Below are 17,366 nucleotides of genomic sequence, written 5' to 3'. Positions count from 1 at the left end.
ATGCAAAATTACGCCCTGACTCTCGACAAGTTCATCGATCATGCTGCGAAGTGGCATGGCGCCCGCACCATCGCGACCGCCTCACGCGGGGCGATCGTCCACCGCACCGGCTATGCGGAGCTGCGGACGCGCAGCAACCTTCTGTCCGGCGCCCTGCTGGCGCTGGGGCTCGAGATTGGCGACCGCGTCGGTACGCTGGCCTGGAACACCCAGCATCACCTTGAGCTCTATTATGCGACGATGAATGCGGGCCTGGTCTGCCACACGCTCAATCCGCGGCTGACCCCGACGCATCTGGCGGCGATGATCAACGAGGCCGCGGACCGGCTGCTGGTGATCGCCGGCAGCCTGCTGCCGATGCTTCCCGAGCTGCTGCCGCTCTGCCCGAGTGTCGAGCGGGTGATCGTCCTTGACGAGGAGTCACCGATGGTAAGTTCCTTCGGCATCCCGGTCGAAGGGCTCGACGCGCTGGTCGAAGCGGAAGGCCGCGCGGTCGCCTGGGGCGGGTTCGACGAGCACAGCGCTGCAGGGCTGTGCTTCACCTCGGGTACGACGGGGAAGCCCAAGGGCGTCGAGTTCACCCACCGCTCCAACTATCATCACACGCTGATGTCGATCCAGCCGGACGCCTATTGCCTGTCGGCGAAGGACACGATCCTCGTCGCCATTCCGATGTTCCACGCCAATGCCTGGGGCTTCCCTTTCTCGGCGCCCGCAGTGGGGGCGAACCTGGTGCTGCCCGGCCGCGAGCTGGACGGCGCCAGCCTGGCCGCGCTGATCCGCGACGAGCAGGTCACCATCGCCGGCGGCGTGCAGACCGTATGGATCGGCCTGCTCGACCATCTCGATGCCACCGGGGAGGACGTGCCGAGCCTCGAGCGCGTGATCATCGGCGGATCGAAATGCCCCGATGCGCTGATCCAACGGATGGAAGAGCGTCTTGGCGCCCGCGTCCAGACGACCTGGGGGATGACCGAGATGTCGCCGCTGGGCACTGCCGATTCGCCGCAATTCCCGGCATCTGCTGAGCGATCCTCGGGGCGCCCGCCGATCGGGGTAGACCTGAAGCTCACCGATGCCGCGGGCGCCACGCTTGCCGAGCAGCGCGGGGTGATCGGGCACCTGAAGGTCAAGGGGCCGGCCATTATCGATCGCTATTTCAACGCGGCCGAGGATGCGCTGGACACGGAAGGCTATTTCGACACGGGCGATCTCGCGACGATCGATGCGGAGGGTTCGCTGACGATTTGCGGGCGCTCGAAGGACCTGATCAAGTCGGGGGGCGAATGGATCAATCCCGCCGAGATGGAAGCGATCATCGGCCGCGATCCGCGCGTCGGGCAGGTCGCGGTGATCGGCAAGCCGCATCCCAAATGGGGCGAGCGTCCGGTGCTGGTCGTCGAGCTGCGACAAAGCGAAACCGGCGAGGCGGAGGTCGGCGAGGCACGCGCGTTCGTCGAGGCGCTGCGCGGGAGAGTGGCGGACTGGTGGCTGCCCGACGAGGTGGTGCGGCTGCCGCAGATGCCGCTGGCCGCGACCGGCAAGATCGACAAGGTGCGGCTGCGCGCCGCCTATGCGCAAGGGGAGCTCGACCGCCATGTCGTTTCCATACGCTGAGACTGCGCCGGGTGCCGGCCAGCAGCCGGCGTCGGTGCCCGCTGCTGGTGCACGGATCACGCTGGCAATGCTATGCTTCGTCTACGTCCTGAACTTCCTCGACCGGCAGCTGATCTCGATCCTCGCCAAGCCGATCCAGGACAGCCTGCACATCAGCGATGGGCAGCTGGGGTTGTTGACTGGCTTCTATTTCGCGCTCTTCTATTGCCTGATCGCGATCCCGATCGGCTGGCTGGCCGATCGAACCAACCGCGTGACGGTGCTGTCGGTCGGCTGCGCGATATGGAGCGCGGCGACCGCGGCGTGCGGCATGGCGGGCAGCTTTGCCCAGCTGACCGCTGCGCGCATGCTGGTCGGCGTCGGCGAGGCGGGTGGCGTGCCGCCCTCCTATGCGATCATCTCCGACAGTTTCCCGCGCGAGCGGCGCACCACGGCGATGGCGATCTTCAACCTCGGGCCGCCGCTCGGCTCGGCGCTGGGCGTCGCGTTCGGTGCGTCGCTGGCGGCAGCGTTCGACTGGCGGATCCCCTTCTACATCATCGGCGCGATCGGCGTGATGACGGCGCTCGCCGTCCGCCTGACCGTGCGCGAGCCGGGGCGTGGAGAGCGCGATGGCCGGATGGGGCCGGGCTTCTTCGCCACCATCGCTCGCTTCTTCGGCAACCCGCTCCTGCTCACTGCTTCGCTGGCGAGCGGCGCGGGCAACTTTATCACCTATGGCCTGCTCAACTTCACCGTGCTGTTCCTCATGCGCGAAAAGGGCATGGCGCTGGGCGAGGTGGCGATCTGGTATGCGCTGGTGGTGGGCATCGGCATGGGTGCCGGCATCTATGCGTCGGGGCGGCTGGTCGACCGGTTCGCGGCGCGCAACAAGGCGGCCTATGCCACGGTCCCGGCGATCTCGCTGCTGCTCGCGCTGCCCTTCTTCCTCGGCTTTGCCTGGGCGCCGGGCTGGCGGCTCGCCCTGCTCTTTCTGTGCGTGCCGATGTTCATGAACTCGTTCTTCCTCTCCGCCACCGTCACCTTTGTGCAGGGCGAGGTACCGCCCGAAACGCGGGTGATCTCGGGGGCGCTGCTGCTGCTGGTGATGAACCTGATCGGCCTCGGCCTGGGGCCTACCTACGTAGGCATGGCGAGCGACTTCTTCCGGCCAGCCTACGGGGCCCATGCCCTGCAGATGGCCTATTTCACGCTCGCGCCGATGTATTTGATCGGAGCGGCGCTCTTTCTCTTCCTCGCCGGCCTGATCCGCCGAACCGAAAATCTCCACCAAGGAAGCCCGTCATGAAGCTCCGGTCGCACCCGATGATCCTTGCCCTATGGGCTGCCTTCGCCGGAGCGGGCGGTGCGCTGGCGCAATCGCCGGCCAATCCTCCCGTGGTGCACGCGCCCGCAGGCGAGCTGGAGGGGCTGCGCGAAGGAGACGCGAACGTCTTCCGCGCCATTCCCTATGCGCTGCCGCCAGTTGGAGAGCGCCGCTGGCGCCCGCCCGCGCCGATGCCGCACTGGAAGGGCGTGCGGGCCGCGCAGACAATGGGCGTGGCGTGCATGCAGCCGCCGATGTCCGCCGGCCCCTATGATCGCGGCAAGGTGCCGATGGCCGAGGATTGCCTGACGCTCGACGTCACCGCGCCCGCGAACGCGCGGGGCGCGCCGGTGATGGTCTGGATTCACGGCGGCACGCTGATCTGGGGATCGGGCCATTCCGAGATGTATGACGGGCGGGAGTTCGCCAAGCGCGGCGTCGTCCTCGTCTCGGTCAACTATCGCCTGGGTGTGCTCGGCTATCTGGCCCATCCCGAGCTGAGCAAGGAATCGCCCGACGGCGTCTCGGGCAATTACGGGCTGCTCGACCAGATACAGGCCCTGCACTGGGTGCGCGAGAACATCGCGGCGTTTGGCGGCGACCCGCGCAACGTCACGATCTTCGGCGAATCCGCCGGCGCGCTCAGCGTCGAATATCTGCTCGCCTCGCCGCGCGCGCGGGGCAGCTTCGACCGGGCGATCGTCGAGAGCGGATATCTGTTCACCATGCCCGAGCTTCGTAGCAAGCGCGGCGAGGAGTTCCCGGCGGAAGACATCGGCGCCTGGGTCGCTGGCAAGCTGCAGGCACCGAACCTGGCGGCGCTGCGGGCGATGGATGCGGGCAAGCTCGTCGAAGCGGCCGCCGCGACTGGGTACGTGCCCTATGGCACGATCGACGGGAAGATCCTCCCACGCCAGTTGGTCGATACCTTCGACCGCGGCGAGCAGGCGAAGGTGCCGCTGATCGCCGGATTCAACAGCGGCGAGATCCGTTCGCTCCGCTTCCTGGCCCCGCCGACTCCGCCGAGCCGCGAGGCCTATGCCGAGGGCATCCGGGCGCGCTACGGCGATCTCGCGGACGATTACCTCCGCCTCTATCCGGCAAGCGGCGACATCGAGCAGCGCGGCCTAGATAGCACGCGCGACGCCGTCTTCGGCTGGGCGGCCGAGCGGCTGGTGCGCAAGCAGGCGGCGCTCGGCCAGCCCGCCTTCCTCTACTATTTCAGCCATAGCTATCCGAGCGCCGATGCAGCCGGCCTTACCGGCTTCCACGCCAGCGAAGTGCCCTTCGTGTTCGGGACGATCAACGCCACGCCGCCCGCCTGGCCTGCGATCCCCGACACCGTGGCCGAGCACCGGCTCTCCGCCGCGATGCTCGACTATTGGACCAGCTTCGCGCGCGGCGGGAAACCTGTATCCGCGAATGGTCCCGCCTGGAGCAGCTTCGGCGCCGACAGCGCCTTCATGGGTTTCGTAGAGGCTCCCCGCGCCGCCACCGGGTTCATGCCGGGCATGTACGCGCTGCACGAGCAGCTGCTATGCCGGCGCCGGGCGGCCGGCACGCAAAGCTGGAACTGGCGGACCGGGAGCATCGCGCCCGTGCTGCCCGCTCCGGTGGCGGCGTGCTCCGCCCCCGCTCCCTCCAAGCAAGGCTCGTGATCATGGGGAATTCGGTCTTCGTTCGGCGCTTGGCCAGGAATGCGGCGGTGGCACTGTCGCTAACGCTGCCGTCGCTCGCCGCGGCCCAGGCGCCCGCCAGCACGTCCAGATGTGAGGCGCTCACCGGCTTCCGGCTGGCGGATACGACCGTCACCAGCGCCACGATGGTGCCGAAGGGCATGGCTGCGGCCGCGCTCAACTTGCCCGCCGTAGCCGATCTGCCGGCATTCTGCCGGGTAGTCGCGCATGTGCGGTCCGCCTCCGATTCCGATATCGGTGTCGAGATCTGGCTGCCGGCCGACGGATGGACGGGCATTTTCCACGGCAACGGCAATGGCGGCTTCGCTGGTACGCTGCAGGCCGGCTATGGCGGGATGCTGACCGGCCTGCGGCGCGGTTACGCGACGGCGACGACCGACACCGGAACGGCGCCCGCGACGGTGCTCGACGGCGACGCGCTGGTCGGCCATCCGCGCAAATGGAAGGATTGGGGCCGGCTCTCCACGCATGTGATGACGGTGACCGGCAAGGCCATCGCCAAGGCCTTTTACGGACGCGGCGCCAGGCGTTCCTATTACACCGGCTGCTCGACCGGTGGGCAGCAAGGACTGATCGAGGCGCTCCACTATCCGGCGGATTATGACGGCATCCTGGTCGGCGCGCCGGTCATCAACCGCACCTGGGGCCACGCCGTTGCGGTCTGGGACTACGCCGCCGCCAACCGGACGCCCGGCAGCCGCCTGTCGGACGCCAAGCTCGGCCTGCTCAACCGCGCCGCGATCGCCGAGTGCCGCCGCCAGGGCGCGGCGCTCGCCGGCGACTCCTTCATCGCCGATCCGTTCAGCTGCAACTTCGATCCCGCGGCGCTTACCTGCCGAGGCGCCGATGACGGCCAATGCCTGACCGCCGCCGAAGTCGCCACCGCCCGCGCCTTCTACGCCGGCCCGACCACGCGCGCCGGAAAGCCGGTCTTTTTCGGCTGGCTGCCGGGCAGCGAGGGGCCGGGGCGGTTCGGCTGGTCGTTCCTCCAGAGCGCGAACAACGGGCAACCGCAATTCGCCAGCCTGTTCAAATGGGTATTCGGCGCCTCTTGGGACTGGAGCGGCTTCAACCTGGACCGCGACATGCCGATCGTGGACGCCGCGCTCGGCGGCGAGGTCAACGATGCCACGCGCGGAGACCTGCGCGCCTTCCGGGCCCGTGGCGGCAAGCTCATCCTCTATCACGGCCTGGCGGACACGCTGGTCCCGCCCGGCCAGACGGTGGCGTTCTACAACCGGCGGGCGGGCCAGTTGGGCGGCGTGTCGCGGCTGCGTGATACTGCGCGGCTCTTCCTGGCGCCCGGCGTGATGCACTGTGGCGGCGGCACCGGCCCGGACTCGTTCAATTCGGCGTCCGCGGGCGTGCCGCCACCCCCTGAAGCCAGTGCGCAAGATGACCTGTTCCAGTCACTGATCGCATGGAGCGAACAGGGAAAGGCACCGGAGCGCGTCATCGCGACGAAGTTCGAGAGCGCGGATTCCAGGAGGATCGCCTTCCAGAGGCCGCTTTGTCCTTATCCGAAGCAGGCGATCTATCGCGGAAGCGGGGCGAAGGACGATCCCGACAATTTCTCGTGCGGGAGGATCGCACGCTGAGGCTGGCCGCCACGGACCCACAGGCGATATAGCGCGTTCAGCGCCTATATCCTGGTGGAGAGGCAGATTGGCGCGATATCATCCTGGTGCGGCACGGATTTTCGTGCCCCTGCACGGCATTCTTGCCGCCTTCCCACTCGCCTTCTTCGTCGCGGCCTTCTTCAGCGACTGGGCCTATGCCCGGAGCGCTAATATGCAATGGGCCAACTTCTCGGTCTGGCTCATCGCAGGCGGGGTCCTCATGGCGGTAGCGGCCGGCGTCGCCGGCATTGTCGACGCGCTCGTCCTCAAGAGCGCAGTGCGCCGTCGCTCCTCGCTGCACTCGATCCTAACCGTCGCGATGCTCGTCACCGCGATCGTCAACGGCTTCGTCCATAGCCGCGACGGCTGGACCTCGGTGGTCCCGACCGGAATCATCCTGTCCGCGATCACCGCACTACTCGTTCTGGTGACGAGCTGGATCGGTTACTCGGTTCGTTCGGAGACGCTGGCATGAAGACGCTGACCTTCCTGCCGGGCTCCGCCATCCTGCTCCTCGCCGCATGCAGCAGCGGCGGCGGCAATCCGGACGACCAGCTCGGGCCCAACCCTAAACTGCCGGCGATCAACCAGTATCTGGTCCCGCCCATGCACGTCGCCCATGTCGAGCCCTGGGCAAACGGCGCAAAGCCGACAGTCGCGCAGGGGCTGAAGATCGCCCCCTTCGCCGCCGACTTCCACAATGTCCGGCAAGTCTACACGCTGCCCAATGGCGATGTGCTCGCGGTCGAGGCCAAGGGCCCCGAGGAGCCGGTCAACCGGCCCAAGGACATCGTCGTGGGCTTCATCCAGGGCTTCGGCCATTCCAAGGTGAAGGCCGAGAGCCGCATCACCTTGCTGCGCGACGTGGATGGAGACGGCAAGCCCGAGCTGCGCTCCGTGCTGATCGACCACCTGAACGCGCCCTTCGGCGTCGCGCTGGTCGGCAGCGACCTCTACGTCGCCAATACCGACGCGATCCTCTGCTTTCCCTATCATACCGGCCAGACCCGGATCACCGCCAAGCCGACGCTGCTCACCGAACTTCCGGGCGGCCCGATCGACCATCACTGGACCAAGAGCCTGGTCGCGAGCCCCGACGGGTCCAAGCTCTATGTCGGCATCGGATCGAACAGCAACATCACCGAGAACGGCATCGAGGCCGAGCATGAGCGGGCGCGGATCTGGGAAGTCGATCGGCTGACCGGCGCGCACCGCCCCTATGCGACGGGCCTGCGCAATCCCAATGGCCTGTCCTTCGAGCCGACGACGGGGCAGCTCTGGACCGTCGTGAACGAACGCGACGAGCTCGGCCCCGACCTGGTGCCGGATTACATGACATCGGTGAAGGACGGCGCCTTCTATGGCTGGCCGTACAGCTATTATGGCCAGCACGTCGATCCGCGCGTGCGCCCGCAACGCCCCGATCTGGTCGTCAGCGCGATCGCGCCCGACTATGCGCTGAGCTCGCATGTCGCCCCGCTCGGCATGACCTTCACCGCGAACGCCACGGCGCTGCCGCCGCAATATCGCAGCGGCGCATTCGTCGGCGAGCATGGCAGCTGGAACCGCGGCCATCTCAATGGCTACAAGGTGGTCTATATCGCCTTTGCGGGCGGCCGGCCGGTCGGCAAGCCGATCGATGTCGTGACGGGCTTCATCAGCAAGAATGGCAAGGCGCAGGGCCGGCCCGTTGGCGTTGCCATCGACAGCAGAGGCGCGCTGCTGATCGCGGATGATGGCGGCAATGTCGTCTGGCGGGTGACCGGCGGCTAGGATTTTTTGCGCACCGGCGCAGCGACTGCGTTCGTGGAAGTGGCGGAGAGGGTGGGATTCGAACCCACGTTACGGTTACCCGTAAACCGCATTTCGAGTGCGGCGCATTCGACCACTCTGCCACCTCTCCGCGAGGCGATAACTGCGCGGAAGAACTCCGCGTCGGTCGCTGTGAGGGCGGGCCACTAGCGCAGCGTTTCGGATACTGCAAGCACGTCCTTGTACCTAGGCGCAGAGATATTAGATTGAACCCATGACTCAGACGCCCGGTGCCTCTCCCCCCTATGAACCCGGCGTTGCGATGCCGCCGGTCGCCACGGCACGCTTCGCGATCGGCGAGGTGGTGCGCCACCGCCAGTTCGAGTTCCGCGGGGTGGTGTTCGACGTCGATCCCGTCTTCGCCAACAGCGACGAATGGTATGAGGCGATCCCCGAGGACGTGCGTCCGCGCAAGGACCAGCCCTTCTACCATCTGCTCGCCGAGAACGACGAATCGAGCTACGTCGCTTATGTCAGCCAGCAGAATCTGGTGGCCGACGACAGCGAGGAGCCGGTGGATCACCCGGCGATTCGCGGACTTTTCGACGGCTATACGGCCGGCCGCTACACGCTGAAGCGCACGCACCGTCACTAAACTGCCCAATCCGGGCATTTATTGTTGACTTCGGCGACTCCCTCCCTTAGCTGCGCCCTTCCTCCTGCCGGGGTGTAACCTTGGCGGGCACAAGCATTTGAACCAGAGAAGAGACCCGATGTTCGCTATCGTGCGCACGGGCGGCAAGCAGTATCGCGTTGCCGCGGGAGACAAGATCGTAGTCGAGAAGCTCGACGGCGAGGCCGGTTCGACGGTCACGCTGGGCGACGTGCTTCTGGCGGGCGAAGGTGGTGACCTGCAGTCGACCGACGGCATCACCGTCTCGGCCGAGATCATTGCGCAGGCGAAGGGCGAGAAGGTCATTGTCTTCAAGAAGCGCCGCCGGCACAATTATCGCCGCAAGAACGGCCATCGCCAGAACCACACCATCCTGAAGATCACCGCCATCGGTGCGCAGGAAGAGAAGAAGAAGGCCGCGCCGAAGGCGAAGAAGGCCGCCGCTCCTGCCGAGGCTGAAGCCCCGGCCGCTGAAGCGTAAGCAGAGATACGAGGAGTATAGACCATGGCACACAAGAAGGCAGGCGGTTCCTCCCGCAACGGCCGCGACTCCGCAGGCCGCCGTCTCGGCGTGAAGAAGTTCGGCAGCGAAGCAGTCGTCGCCGGCAACATCATCGTGCGCCAGCGCGGCACCAAGATTTATCCGGGCGTGAACGTGGGCATGGGCAAGGACCATACCCTTTTCGCGCTCGTGGACGGCCGCGTGGCGTTCAAGGAAGGCAAGCTCGGCCGCAAGTTCTGCTCGGTAGAGATGATTGCGGAAGCTGCCGAATAACATCGGGTGACCGGCCGGGTTGCCCACCAGGGTGACCCGGGTTCGGCGAACGAACCAGCTGAAAAGGGAGACGGGTCACCCCGGCTCCCTTTTTTATTTCCTCCCTGACACCACGGCGCAACAACCTCGTCACACTAGCGTGGCGTGGGGCGTCGCAGGACCGAGGAGATGGTCATGTTCGTGCGAACGCAGAGACTGACATTGCGGCCCGGCTGGCCCGAGGACGCCCCTGCCCTGGCCCAGGCGATCGGGCATGAGACCGTGGTGCGCAACCTGTCGCGCGCGCCCTGGCCCTATCCGATCGAAGCGGCCGAAACCTTCCTGAGCTGCTTCGGCGATGCGCTGGAGCCTAAGTTCCTGGTGTTCGAGCACCAGGGCGGTGCTGTGCGCCTGATCGGCGGCACCGGGCTGAGCGTGTGGAAGGACGAGCCCAACGAGTTCGGCTATTGGTACACGCCCGATGCCTGGGGCCGCGGCTTCGCGACCGAGGCGGGGCGCGCCGTGCTGCAGGCCGCCCGCGCGCGCGGCATCCGCCGGGTGACCGCGGGCCACTTCATCGACAATCCTGCCTCAGGCAAGGTGCTGCGCAAGCTCGGCTTCCGCCCGACCGGCCAGCTGATCACGATGTATTCGCGCGGCCGCGGCTGCGAGGCGGCCACCGCCCGCTACGAGATCGACCTTTCGGAGGGCGATTGTGGCGGCGGCGATGCCGACGACCGAATGGCGGCGTGACGCCCGTCCCTCCGCTCGTGCGGGAGGGACGGCGCATGTCTTTGCTTTCGCCTTGGGAAATCATGGCCTAAGCCGTGGGTTTCCGGGGGCAATGAAGCACAAGATGACCGTCGCAAAACGCAAACGCCTATCACCCGAGGAATCGCGCGATGCCGCGCTGGAAGCGGCACGCGAGCTGCTGCTCGAGGCCGGGCCGCAGGCCGTGACGCTGAAGGCGGTGGCGGCGAAGATCGGGCGGACGCACGCCAATCTCCTCCACCATTTCGGATCGGCCGCCGGGCTGCAAAAGGCGCTGGCCGCCAATATCGCCGACGGCGTGACCGACAAGATCGGCGCCGCCGTGCAGCGTGCCCGCGCAGGTGCCGACCATGACGACCGCGAGGTGGTCGACATGACCTTCGACGCCTTTGGCAAGGGCGGCGCCGGCGCGCTGGCGAGCTGGATGATCCTGACCGGCAACCAGGACGCGCTCGACCCCATTCTCGAGGCGATCCACCGGCTGATGGACCAGCTGGCCGAAGGGCATGACGACAAGACGCACTCGCTGCACGAGGAAACGCTGCAACTCGTGCTGATGGCGCTCGGCGACGCGCTGCTCGGCGCGCCGATGGCACGGGCGCTCGGGCTGCCGCGCGAAAAGGCGCGCGAGATGGCGGCGGCACAGCTTGCCCATACGATGAGCGAGCATCACGGCGAAGGAACCGCAAAATGATCTTCTCGCTGGCGCTGTTGCTGACCGCCGTGCCGGACAAGTGCAGCCTCTCCGCGCAATGGGGCGACAAGCTGCCGAAGAAGGGCGCCAGCGCGCATGAGGTCCGCGACCAGGGCGGCACCGCGCTGTGGGACTTCATCCGCGCCGACGACACGGCGCTCGAGGACTTCGCCGGCGGCGCCGGGCGCGACACGCCGCACCGGCCGATCATCCTCTACGCCGCCGGCACCGATTGCACGGTGGTGGAGCGTTATGCCGGGATTATCGAGGCATCGGCCAATTGCGCGCCGGACTGGTGCGTGGTGAGCTACAAGCCCGCCCCGCCGCTGGCGGTCCCGCCTACCCGCCCGGCGCAACGCTGAGCCGCGCCGTCCGTTAAGGACGGATGGCACGCCGGATCCTCTTCATCCAGGGCGCCGGCAAGGGCGCGCATGACGACTGGGACGCCAGGCTGGTCGCCAGCCTGTCGGCCGAACTGGACACACCGGTCCGCTATCCACGCATGCCGGACGAGGCCGAGCCGCGCTTTGTGGCGTGGAGGGCAGCACTGATCGGCGAGATGGCGGTGCTGGCGGACGGCGACCTGCTCATCGGGCATTCGGTCGGCGGAACGATGTTGCTGCACGTGCTGGCGGAGATGGACCCCGGATTTCGGCCGGGCGCGCTGGTGCTGCTCGCGCCGCCTTTCGTCGGCGAAGGCGGGTGGGAGAGCGAGGATGTGCCGGCACGAACGCACTTTCCCTTGCCAGCCGGCATGCCAGCGCTGCTGTTCCATGGGACCGCGGACGAGACGGTGCCACCTTCGCATGCCGCGCTCCATGCGGCGGCGATCCCGCAGCTCGACGTGCACCTATTGCAGGGCCGGGATCATCAGCTGGGCAATGATCTGCGCGACGTAGCGGCGGCGATCCGGGAATTGCACTAGGCTACACCGCCGCAGCCCTGCCCGCGCGGCGCGCTTCCTGCCCCATCGCTTCCTCCACCGCCGCTTCCAGCCCGGCGATGGTAAAGGGTTTGCGCAGTACGGTGCGGCCCTGGAAGATCGCGGCATCGGCCTCGCCGGCGAAGCCGGTGACGAACAGCACCGCTACTCCATCGATCCGTCCATTCAGCGCCGCGATCATCTCGGGGCCGGTCTGGCCCGGCATCAGCACGTCGGACACGATCAGGTCGAGCGACGGCATCGCGGCGATCGCGGCGGGCGCTGCCAGCGGATCCTCGCAGCCGGTGGCGCGGTGGCCTAGCTCCTGAAGCGCGCCCAAGCTGAGCGCCAGCACGCGGGGATCGTCCTCGACCACCAGGATCTCGAGCGCGCGGTCGCTCGGCACCGAGGCCCGCTCGGCGGCAGGGGCCGCTTCCGCCACCGCCTCGCCGATGTAGCGTGGCATGTAGAGCGTGACGCGCGTGCCCTGACCCGGCACGGTATCGATGCCGATCTCGCCGCCCGACTGGCGGACGAAGCCGAAGATCTGGCTGAGCCCGAGGCCGGTGCCCTGGCCGACCGGCTTGGTGGTGAAGAAGGGCTCGAACACGCGCTCGAGCACGTCGGGCGTCATGCCCATGCCGGTGTCGCCGACCTCGATCGTGACATAGTCGCCGGCCAGGCTCTCTCCGATCTGGTTCTCGGCAAGCGAGGTACCACCGGTGACGATGCGCAGCGTGCCCTGCCCCTCCATCGCATCGCGGGCATTCACCGCCAAGTTGAGCAGCGCATTCTCGAGCTGGTGGCGATCGACCCAGATCCGCCAGCCCTTGCCGGCATCCCGCGTCTCGACCGCGACGCCGTCGCCCAGCGTGCGGTCGAGCAGGTCTTCCATGCCCTCGATCAGTGCCCCCGCCTCGACGGCTTCGGGAAGCAGCGGCTCGGCACGGGAAAAGGCGAGCAGGCGGCGAGTGAGCGCGGCAGCGCGATTGGCGCCCTCCATCGCATTCTCGATATGGCGCTGGGCATCGGGGCCGCCGGTGTGGAGGTGGCGCTTGGCTAGCTCCAAACCTCCCAGAACGACGGCGAGCATGTTGTTGAAATCATGCGCGATCCCACCAGTCAGCTGGCCGACCGCCTCCATCTTCTGCGCCTGGCGGAGCTGCTCCTGCGCCGCCTCGCGCTCGCCCGCCTCGGCGCGGAGTTGCTCGGTCGCCTCGGCGACGGCCTGCTGCAGTTCGACGGCGCGCTCGCGCTCGGCATCGGCATTGGCATCGGCGACCGCGCGCTCGCTCAGCGCCTCGATCGCCAGCCAGCCGAGCAGCACCGCGCCGAGCACGATCAGGATGCCGAACGCCGTGAGGACCCGCGATGCAAGCCCCGAATTGGCGATCAGCGCCGAGGCCGCCCGGGTGCGGTCCTGGAGAAGCACGCGCTCGGAATCGACGATCTGGTCGAGCAACGCCTCGAGCTTGCTGCGTGCCGGGCTCTGGCGGACCTGATAATAGCTGCCCCAGGCATCGCGGTCGCGCTTGAACGCCGAATAGAGCGCGGTGGTGGCGAGCTCCTTGCCGCGGGCATCGAAGGCACGCTTGAGCTCGGCGAGCCGCTCGACCTGGGCGGGATTGTCCGCAGTCGCCTGGCGCAGCCGCTCGAGCTGCTCGCCGGCGCGGTCCCACTGCTCGCTATATTGCCGGCCGAGCTTCTTGTCGGCGCTGACGACATAGCGACCCAGCGCCGCCTCCGCCTCGGCGATCGCGCCGGAGAGCTGGTTGGCGCGCATGATCACTTCGAAGGTGTGCTGCTGGAGCGAGATCGCCCGGTCGCGCTCGGCGTCGGTGCGCTGCTGGATGAGCGCCACCGCGGCGAGCACGGCGATGCCGAGCAGCGCCAGCGCGCCGAGCAGCATGAAACGCCAGTTGCTCGCCCGGACAACCCGATCCAGGGCAGTGTTGCTCTCGCTCATTCCGCCGACGGTTTTAATCGAGCCGAACGATCGTGGGAAGCATCCTCAGCCGATCACGCCCACTGCCTGGCCCGCCGCCTTGAACATGCCCAGCACGGTCTGGATCTGCTCGGGCGTGTGCTCGGCGCAGAGCGAGCAGCGCAGCAGGAAGGTGCCGGCCGGCGTCGCGGGCGGGCGGGCGAGGTTCACATAGAGACCGCCATCGAGCAGCGCCTGCCACATCATCGCGCCCTGCACCTGATCCTCGAGGATCACCGCGATGATCGCCGAATCGGGGTTCTCGGTGCCGAGCTTGAAGCCCATTTCCTTGAGCCCGCCATGCAGCGTGCGGGCATTTTCCCACAGATGCTGGCGCTTGTTGTGCGCATGCATCAGCTTGCGGATCGACATCGCCGCGGTGGCGACCACCGAAGGCGGCAGCGACGCAGTGAAGATGTACGGGCGGCAGGCGAGGCGGATCGCCTCGAACTTCGGGTGGTTCGACACGCAGAAGCCGCCGACGGTGCCGACCGACTTGGAGAAGGTGCCGACGACGAAATCGACCTGGCCCTCGAGCCCCTGCTCCTCATAAACGCCGCGGCCATTGGGGCCGAAAAAGCCCATCGAGTGCGCCTCGTCCGACAGCACCATCGCGCCGTGCTTCTTGGCGACTTCGACCATTTCCTTGAGCGGCGCGATGTCGCCGAGCATCGAATAGACGCCCTCGAGCACGACCAGCTTGCCGGCTTCCTTGGGCAGGCGGCCAAGGCGCTTGTCGAGATCCTCGACGCTGTTGTGGCGGAAGCGGACGATCTCGGCATTGCCCTGCTTGCAGCCGTCATAGATCGACGCGTGGCTGTCCGCGTCGAGGATGACATACTCGCCCTTGCCCACCAAAGTGGAGATCATGCCGAGATTGGCCATGTAGCCGGTCGAGAAGACGATCGCGCCCGAGACGCCGTAGAAATCGCGCAGCGCCTGCTCGACTTCCATGTGATCGTGGAAGGTGCCGTTGAGCATGCGGCTGCCGTTGGTGCCCGAGCCGAACTTGTCGAGCGCGTCCTTGCCGGCCTGGATGACGTCCGGATCGAAGGTCATGCCCATGTAGTTGTAGGTGCCGAGCAGGATCGTGTCCTTGCCCTTGATCACCGCCTGGGTGGGCGACTTCACCTGCTCCATCACCACCGCATAGGGATCGGTGACGCCGCTGGCGAGCAGCCGCTCGCGCTCGTTGATCAGCGCATCGAACTTCGACATCAGGTCGGTTTCGGGCGCCACATCGGCCGGGTTGGCGGGCAGCGCGTCGGGCGTGTTCAGTCCGTCGGTCACCGCTGTTAGCCCTTGAGCTTCTGCACGGCATCGACCAGCTGGCCGATATTCTCGATCTCGGCCTGCATGTTCATCGTGATGATGATGTCGAACTCGTCCTCAATCGCCGCGACGAAATCCATCACGGTCAGGCTGTCCCACTCCAGGTCGCCGGCGAAGGTGGTGCTGTCGGTCAGCGCGACGCCCTTCTTGTTGAAAGGCTCGATCTGGGCGGTGACGGTCTCGAAGACGGAAGCGCGGTCGGTCATGGGGTCCCTCTAGTGATATCGTTTCCCAGTGCCAAGCGATTGCGGCGGAAAGGGGCCGCCGACGGGGCAAGCGCGGCGGCAAAGTGAAGGGAGTCGAGGCAAATCGTTTCACTTTGTTTTGGAGCGATCGGGGGCGGCGCAGAGGCGCATTTTCTGGAACGGCGGGGCCCGGACCCGGTCATGGGCCAAGGAAACCAGACGAAATCCTACATTGCAAGCAACTTCCCCTCTCCCCCTCGGGGAGAGGGTGGCCGAGCGTAGCGAGGTCGGGAGAGGGGCAATCCGGAACCTTTCCCCTGCCCCTCTCCCTCCCACTCGGCTTTGCCGAGCGGGCCCCTCCCTCTCCCCGATGGGGAGAGGGGTTTGGTTTGCAGCCCATTCCCCGCTAGAGGCTCGCGATGCTTCGCCTTTCCGGACTCTATCTGCCGCTCGACCATGCGCCCGAGGCCCTGCCCGCGGCGATCGCCACGCGGCTGGGCATCGAACCTGCCGAACTGAAGGGCCATAGCGTCTATCGCCGCGGCAACGACGCGCGCCGGCGCAACGCGATCCAGCTGGTCTACACCGTCGATGTCGAACTGGCCGACGAGGCCGCGGTGCTGGCGCGCTTTCCGGACGACAAGGACCTGCGCCCGACACCGGACATGCGCTACAACTTCCCGGTGATGGCACCCGCCGGCTGGAGCGGCGTGCGCCCGGTGGTGATCGGCGCGGGGCCGTGCGGGCTGTTCGCCGGGCTGATCCTGGCGCAAATGGGATTCCGGCCGATCATCCTCGACCGCGGCAAGGTGGTGCGCCAGCGGACCAAGGACACCTGGGGCCTGTGGCGGCGCGGCGAGCTCAACCCTGACAGCAACGTCCAGTTCGGCGAGGGCGGCGCCGGCACCTTTTCCGACGGCAAGCTCTATTGCCGGGTGAAGGACCCGCGCTTCCTCGGCCGCAAGGTGCTCGAGGAGTTCGTGAAGGCCGGCGCGCCCGACGACATCCTGTGGGAAGCGCATCCGCATATCGGCACCTTCCGGCTGGTCACGATGGTCGAAAGCATGCGCCGGACGATCGAGGCGCTCGGCGGCGAATATCGCTGGGAGACGCGGGTCGACGATCTCGAGCTCGAGCGGCTGCCCGACGGCAACCAGCGGATGCGCGGCCTGCACCTGCACGATCTTGCGGCGGGCGAGAGCAGCTTCCTCGAGGCCGATCATGTCGTGCTCGCCGTAGGGCACAGCGCGCGGCCGACCTTCGAGATGCTCCACCGCCGCGGCGTGCACATCGAAGCCAAGCCCTTCGCGATCGGGGTGCGGATCGAGCATCCGCAGAGCTGGATCGACCGGGCGCGCTTCGGCCAGTGCGCCGGGCATCCGGACCTGGGCGCGGCGGCGTACAGCCTGGTCCATCACGCCTCGAACGGGCGCAGCGTCTACAGCTTCTGCATGTGCCCAGGCGGACGCGTGGTGGCGGCGACCAGCGAGGAAGGCCGCGTCGTCACCAACGGGATGAGCCAATATTCGCGCGCCGAGTTCAATGCGAATTCGGGACTGGTGGTGGCGATCGATCCGGCGAAGGACTTTCCGGGCGGGCCGCTCGCCGGGATCGAGCTGCAACGGCACTGGGAGGACATGGCGTTCCTCGCCGGCGGCTCCAACTATCATGCGCCCGGGCAGCTGGTCGGCGACCTGCTCGCGGGGCGCGCCTCGACTGCGCTGGGCGAAGTCATCCCGTCGTACAAGCCGGGGGTGAAGATGACCGACCTGGCCGAATGCCTGCCCGGCTTCGTGATCGAGGCGTTCCGCGAGGCGCTGCCGGTGTTCGGGCGGCAGATCGCGAACTACGACCATCACGATGCGATCATGACGGGCGTGGAGACGCGGACCTCCTCGCCGGTGCGGATCACGCGGGGGAAGGATCACCAGAGCCTGAACGTCGCGCAGCTGTTCCCGGCCGGCGAAGGCGCGGGCTATGCGGGCGGGATCCTCTCCGCCGCGATCGACGGGATCAAGGCCGCCGAGGCGGTGGCGCGGAGCTTGGTGGGGAGCTAACTC

Annotated in this window: 17 protein-coding genes and 1 tRNA gene; 14 read left to right on the top strand and 4 right to left on the bottom strand. The window is 67.4% G+C overall.

The annotated features are described in order from the left end of the window. The 6 genes from ABLE38_RS15585 (at position 1) to ABLE38_RS15560 (ending at position 8,012) form a co-directional block, all read left to right on the top strand. Positions 1–1,617 (top strand): AMP-binding protein, encoded by a 1,617-nt coding sequence (locus ABLE38_RS15585; RefSeq protein ID WP_348975138.1) that lies wholly within the window; start codon positions 1–3, stop codon positions 1,615–1,617. Continuing rightward, positions 1,598–2,905 (top strand): MFS transporter, encoded by a 1,308-nt coding sequence (locus ABLE38_RS15580; protein ID WP_348975137.1) that lies wholly within the window; start codon positions 1,598–1,600, stop codon positions 2,903–2,905. The genes ABLE38_RS15585 and ABLE38_RS15580 overlap by 20 nt, the downstream gene beginning before the upstream one ends. Then, entirely contained in the window at positions 2,902–4,581 is a 1,680-nt protein-coding gene (locus tag ABLE38_RS15575) for a carboxylesterase family protein (RefSeq protein ID WP_348975136.1), read from the top strand. Before ABLE38_RS15580 ends, ABLE38_RS15575 begins: the two co-directional genes overlap by 4 nt. Before the next feature lie 47 nt (positions 4,582–4,628). Further along, complete coding sequence (locus ABLE38_RS15570; protein WP_348975135.1) at positions 4,629–6,218, top strand: tannase/feruloyl esterase family alpha/beta hydrolase; 1,590 nt, start codon at positions 4,629–4,631, stop codon at positions 6,216–6,218. A gap of 67 nt (positions 6,219–6,285) precedes the next feature. After that, the gene (locus ABLE38_RS15565; RefSeq protein WP_348975134.1) at positions 6,286–6,714 is read left to right on the top strand and encodes a DUF2231 domain-containing protein; all 429 of its coding nucleotides are present in this window, start codon (positions 6,286–6,288) and stop codon (positions 6,712–6,714) included. Beyond that, positions 6,711–8,012, top strand: coding sequence for a sorbosone dehydrogenase family protein (locus ABLE38_RS15560; protein WP_348975133.1), 1,302 nt, complete (start codon positions 6,711–6,713; stop codon positions 8,010–8,012). The genes ABLE38_RS15565 and ABLE38_RS15560 overlap by 4 nt, the downstream gene beginning before the upstream one ends. Before the next feature lie 40 nt (positions 8,013–8,052). Here the strand turns inward: ABLE38_RS15560 and ABLE38_RS15555 are convergent. Continuing rightward, positions 8,053–8,142, bottom strand: a tRNA-Ser gene (locus ABLE38_RS15555). A gap of 123 nt (positions 8,143–8,265) precedes the next feature. On the opposite strand from ABLE38_RS15555, the gene hspQ reads away from it, so the two are divergent. The 7 genes from hspQ (at position 8,266) to ABLE38_RS15520 (ending at position 11,808) form a co-directional block, all read left to right on the top strand. Next, the gene (gene hspQ / locus ABLE38_RS15550) at positions 8,266–8,646 is read left to right on the top strand and encodes a heat shock protein HspQ (RefSeq protein WP_348975132.1); all 381 of its coding nucleotides are present in this window, start codon (positions 8,266–8,268) and stop codon (positions 8,644–8,646) included. A gap of 118 nt (positions 8,647–8,764) precedes the next feature. Continuing rightward, complete coding sequence (rplU, locus tag ABLE38_RS15545; RefSeq protein WP_180144719.1) at positions 8,765–9,145, top strand: 50S ribosomal protein L21; 381 nt, start codon at positions 8,765–8,767, stop codon at positions 9,143–9,145. Between the two features lie 24 nt (positions 9,146–9,169). Beyond that, entirely contained in the window at positions 9,170–9,439 is a 270-nt protein-coding gene (gene rpmA / locus ABLE38_RS15540) for a 50S ribosomal protein L27 (RefSeq protein ID WP_116842532.1), read from the top strand. 174 nt (positions 9,440–9,613) lie between these two features. Beyond that, a complete protein-coding gene (locus ABLE38_RS15535; RefSeq protein WP_348975131.1) occupies positions 9,614–10,171 on the top strand; it encodes a GNAT family N-acetyltransferase in 558 nt (185 codons plus the stop codon). Positions 10,172–10,274: 103 nt separating this feature from the next. Continuing rightward, the gene (locus ABLE38_RS15530) at positions 10,275–10,883 is read left to right on the top strand and encodes a helix-turn-helix domain-containing protein (protein ID WP_348975130.1); all 609 of its coding nucleotides are present in this window, start codon (positions 10,275–10,277) and stop codon (positions 10,881–10,883) included. Continuing rightward, positions 10,880–11,245: a hypothetical protein gene (locus ABLE38_RS15525; RefSeq protein ID WP_348975129.1), complete on the top strand. Its 366-nt coding sequence runs from the start codon at positions 10,880–10,882 to the stop codon at positions 11,243–11,245. Before ABLE38_RS15530 ends, ABLE38_RS15525 begins: the two co-directional genes overlap by 4 nt. A gap of 23 nt (positions 11,246–11,268) precedes the next feature. Further along, positions 11,269–11,808, top strand: coding sequence for an alpha/beta hydrolase (locus ABLE38_RS15520; RefSeq protein ID WP_348975128.1), 540 nt, complete (start codon positions 11,269–11,271; stop codon positions 11,806–11,808). A 1-nt stretch (position 11,809) separates the two neighbouring features. On the opposite strand, the gene ABLE38_RS15515 is transcribed toward ABLE38_RS15520, so the two are convergent. The 3 genes from ABLE38_RS15515 to ABLE38_RS15505 all read right to left on the bottom strand — a co-directional run bounded on the left by ABLE38_RS15515 (position 11,810) and on the right by ABLE38_RS15505 (position 15,327). After that, entirely contained in the window at positions 11,810–13,771 is a 1,962-nt protein-coding gene (locus ABLE38_RS15515) for an ATP-binding protein (RefSeq protein ID WP_348975127.1), read from the bottom strand. Between the two features lie 45 nt (positions 13,772–13,816). Next, entirely contained in the window at positions 13,817–15,007 is a 1,191-nt protein-coding gene (locus ABLE38_RS15510; RefSeq protein WP_348975228.1) for an aminotransferase class I/II-fold pyridoxal phosphate-dependent enzyme, read from the bottom strand. A 77-nt stretch (positions 15,008–15,084) separates the two neighbouring features. Next, a complete protein-coding gene (locus tag ABLE38_RS15505; RefSeq protein WP_116842527.1) occupies positions 15,085–15,327 on the bottom strand; it encodes an acyl carrier protein in 243 nt (80 codons plus the stop codon). A 398-nt stretch (positions 15,328–15,725) separates the two neighbouring features. Between ABLE38_RS15505 and ABLE38_RS15500 the strand changes: the two genes are divergently transcribed. Further along, the gene (locus ABLE38_RS15500; RefSeq protein ID WP_348975126.1) at positions 15,726–17,363 is read left to right on the top strand and encodes an FAD-dependent protein; all 1,638 of its coding nucleotides are present in this window, start codon (positions 15,726–15,728) and stop codon (positions 17,361–17,363) included. The last annotated feature ends 3 nt before the right edge of the window (positions 17,364–17,366 follow it).

This window comes from Sphingomonas sp. KR3-1 (genome assembly GCF_040049295.1).
Taxonomy (GTDB): Bacteria; Pseudomonadota; Alphaproteobacteria; order Sphingomonadales; family Sphingomonadaceae; genus Sphingomonas.
This window is presented reverse-complemented; position numbering and strand designations above follow the sequence as displayed.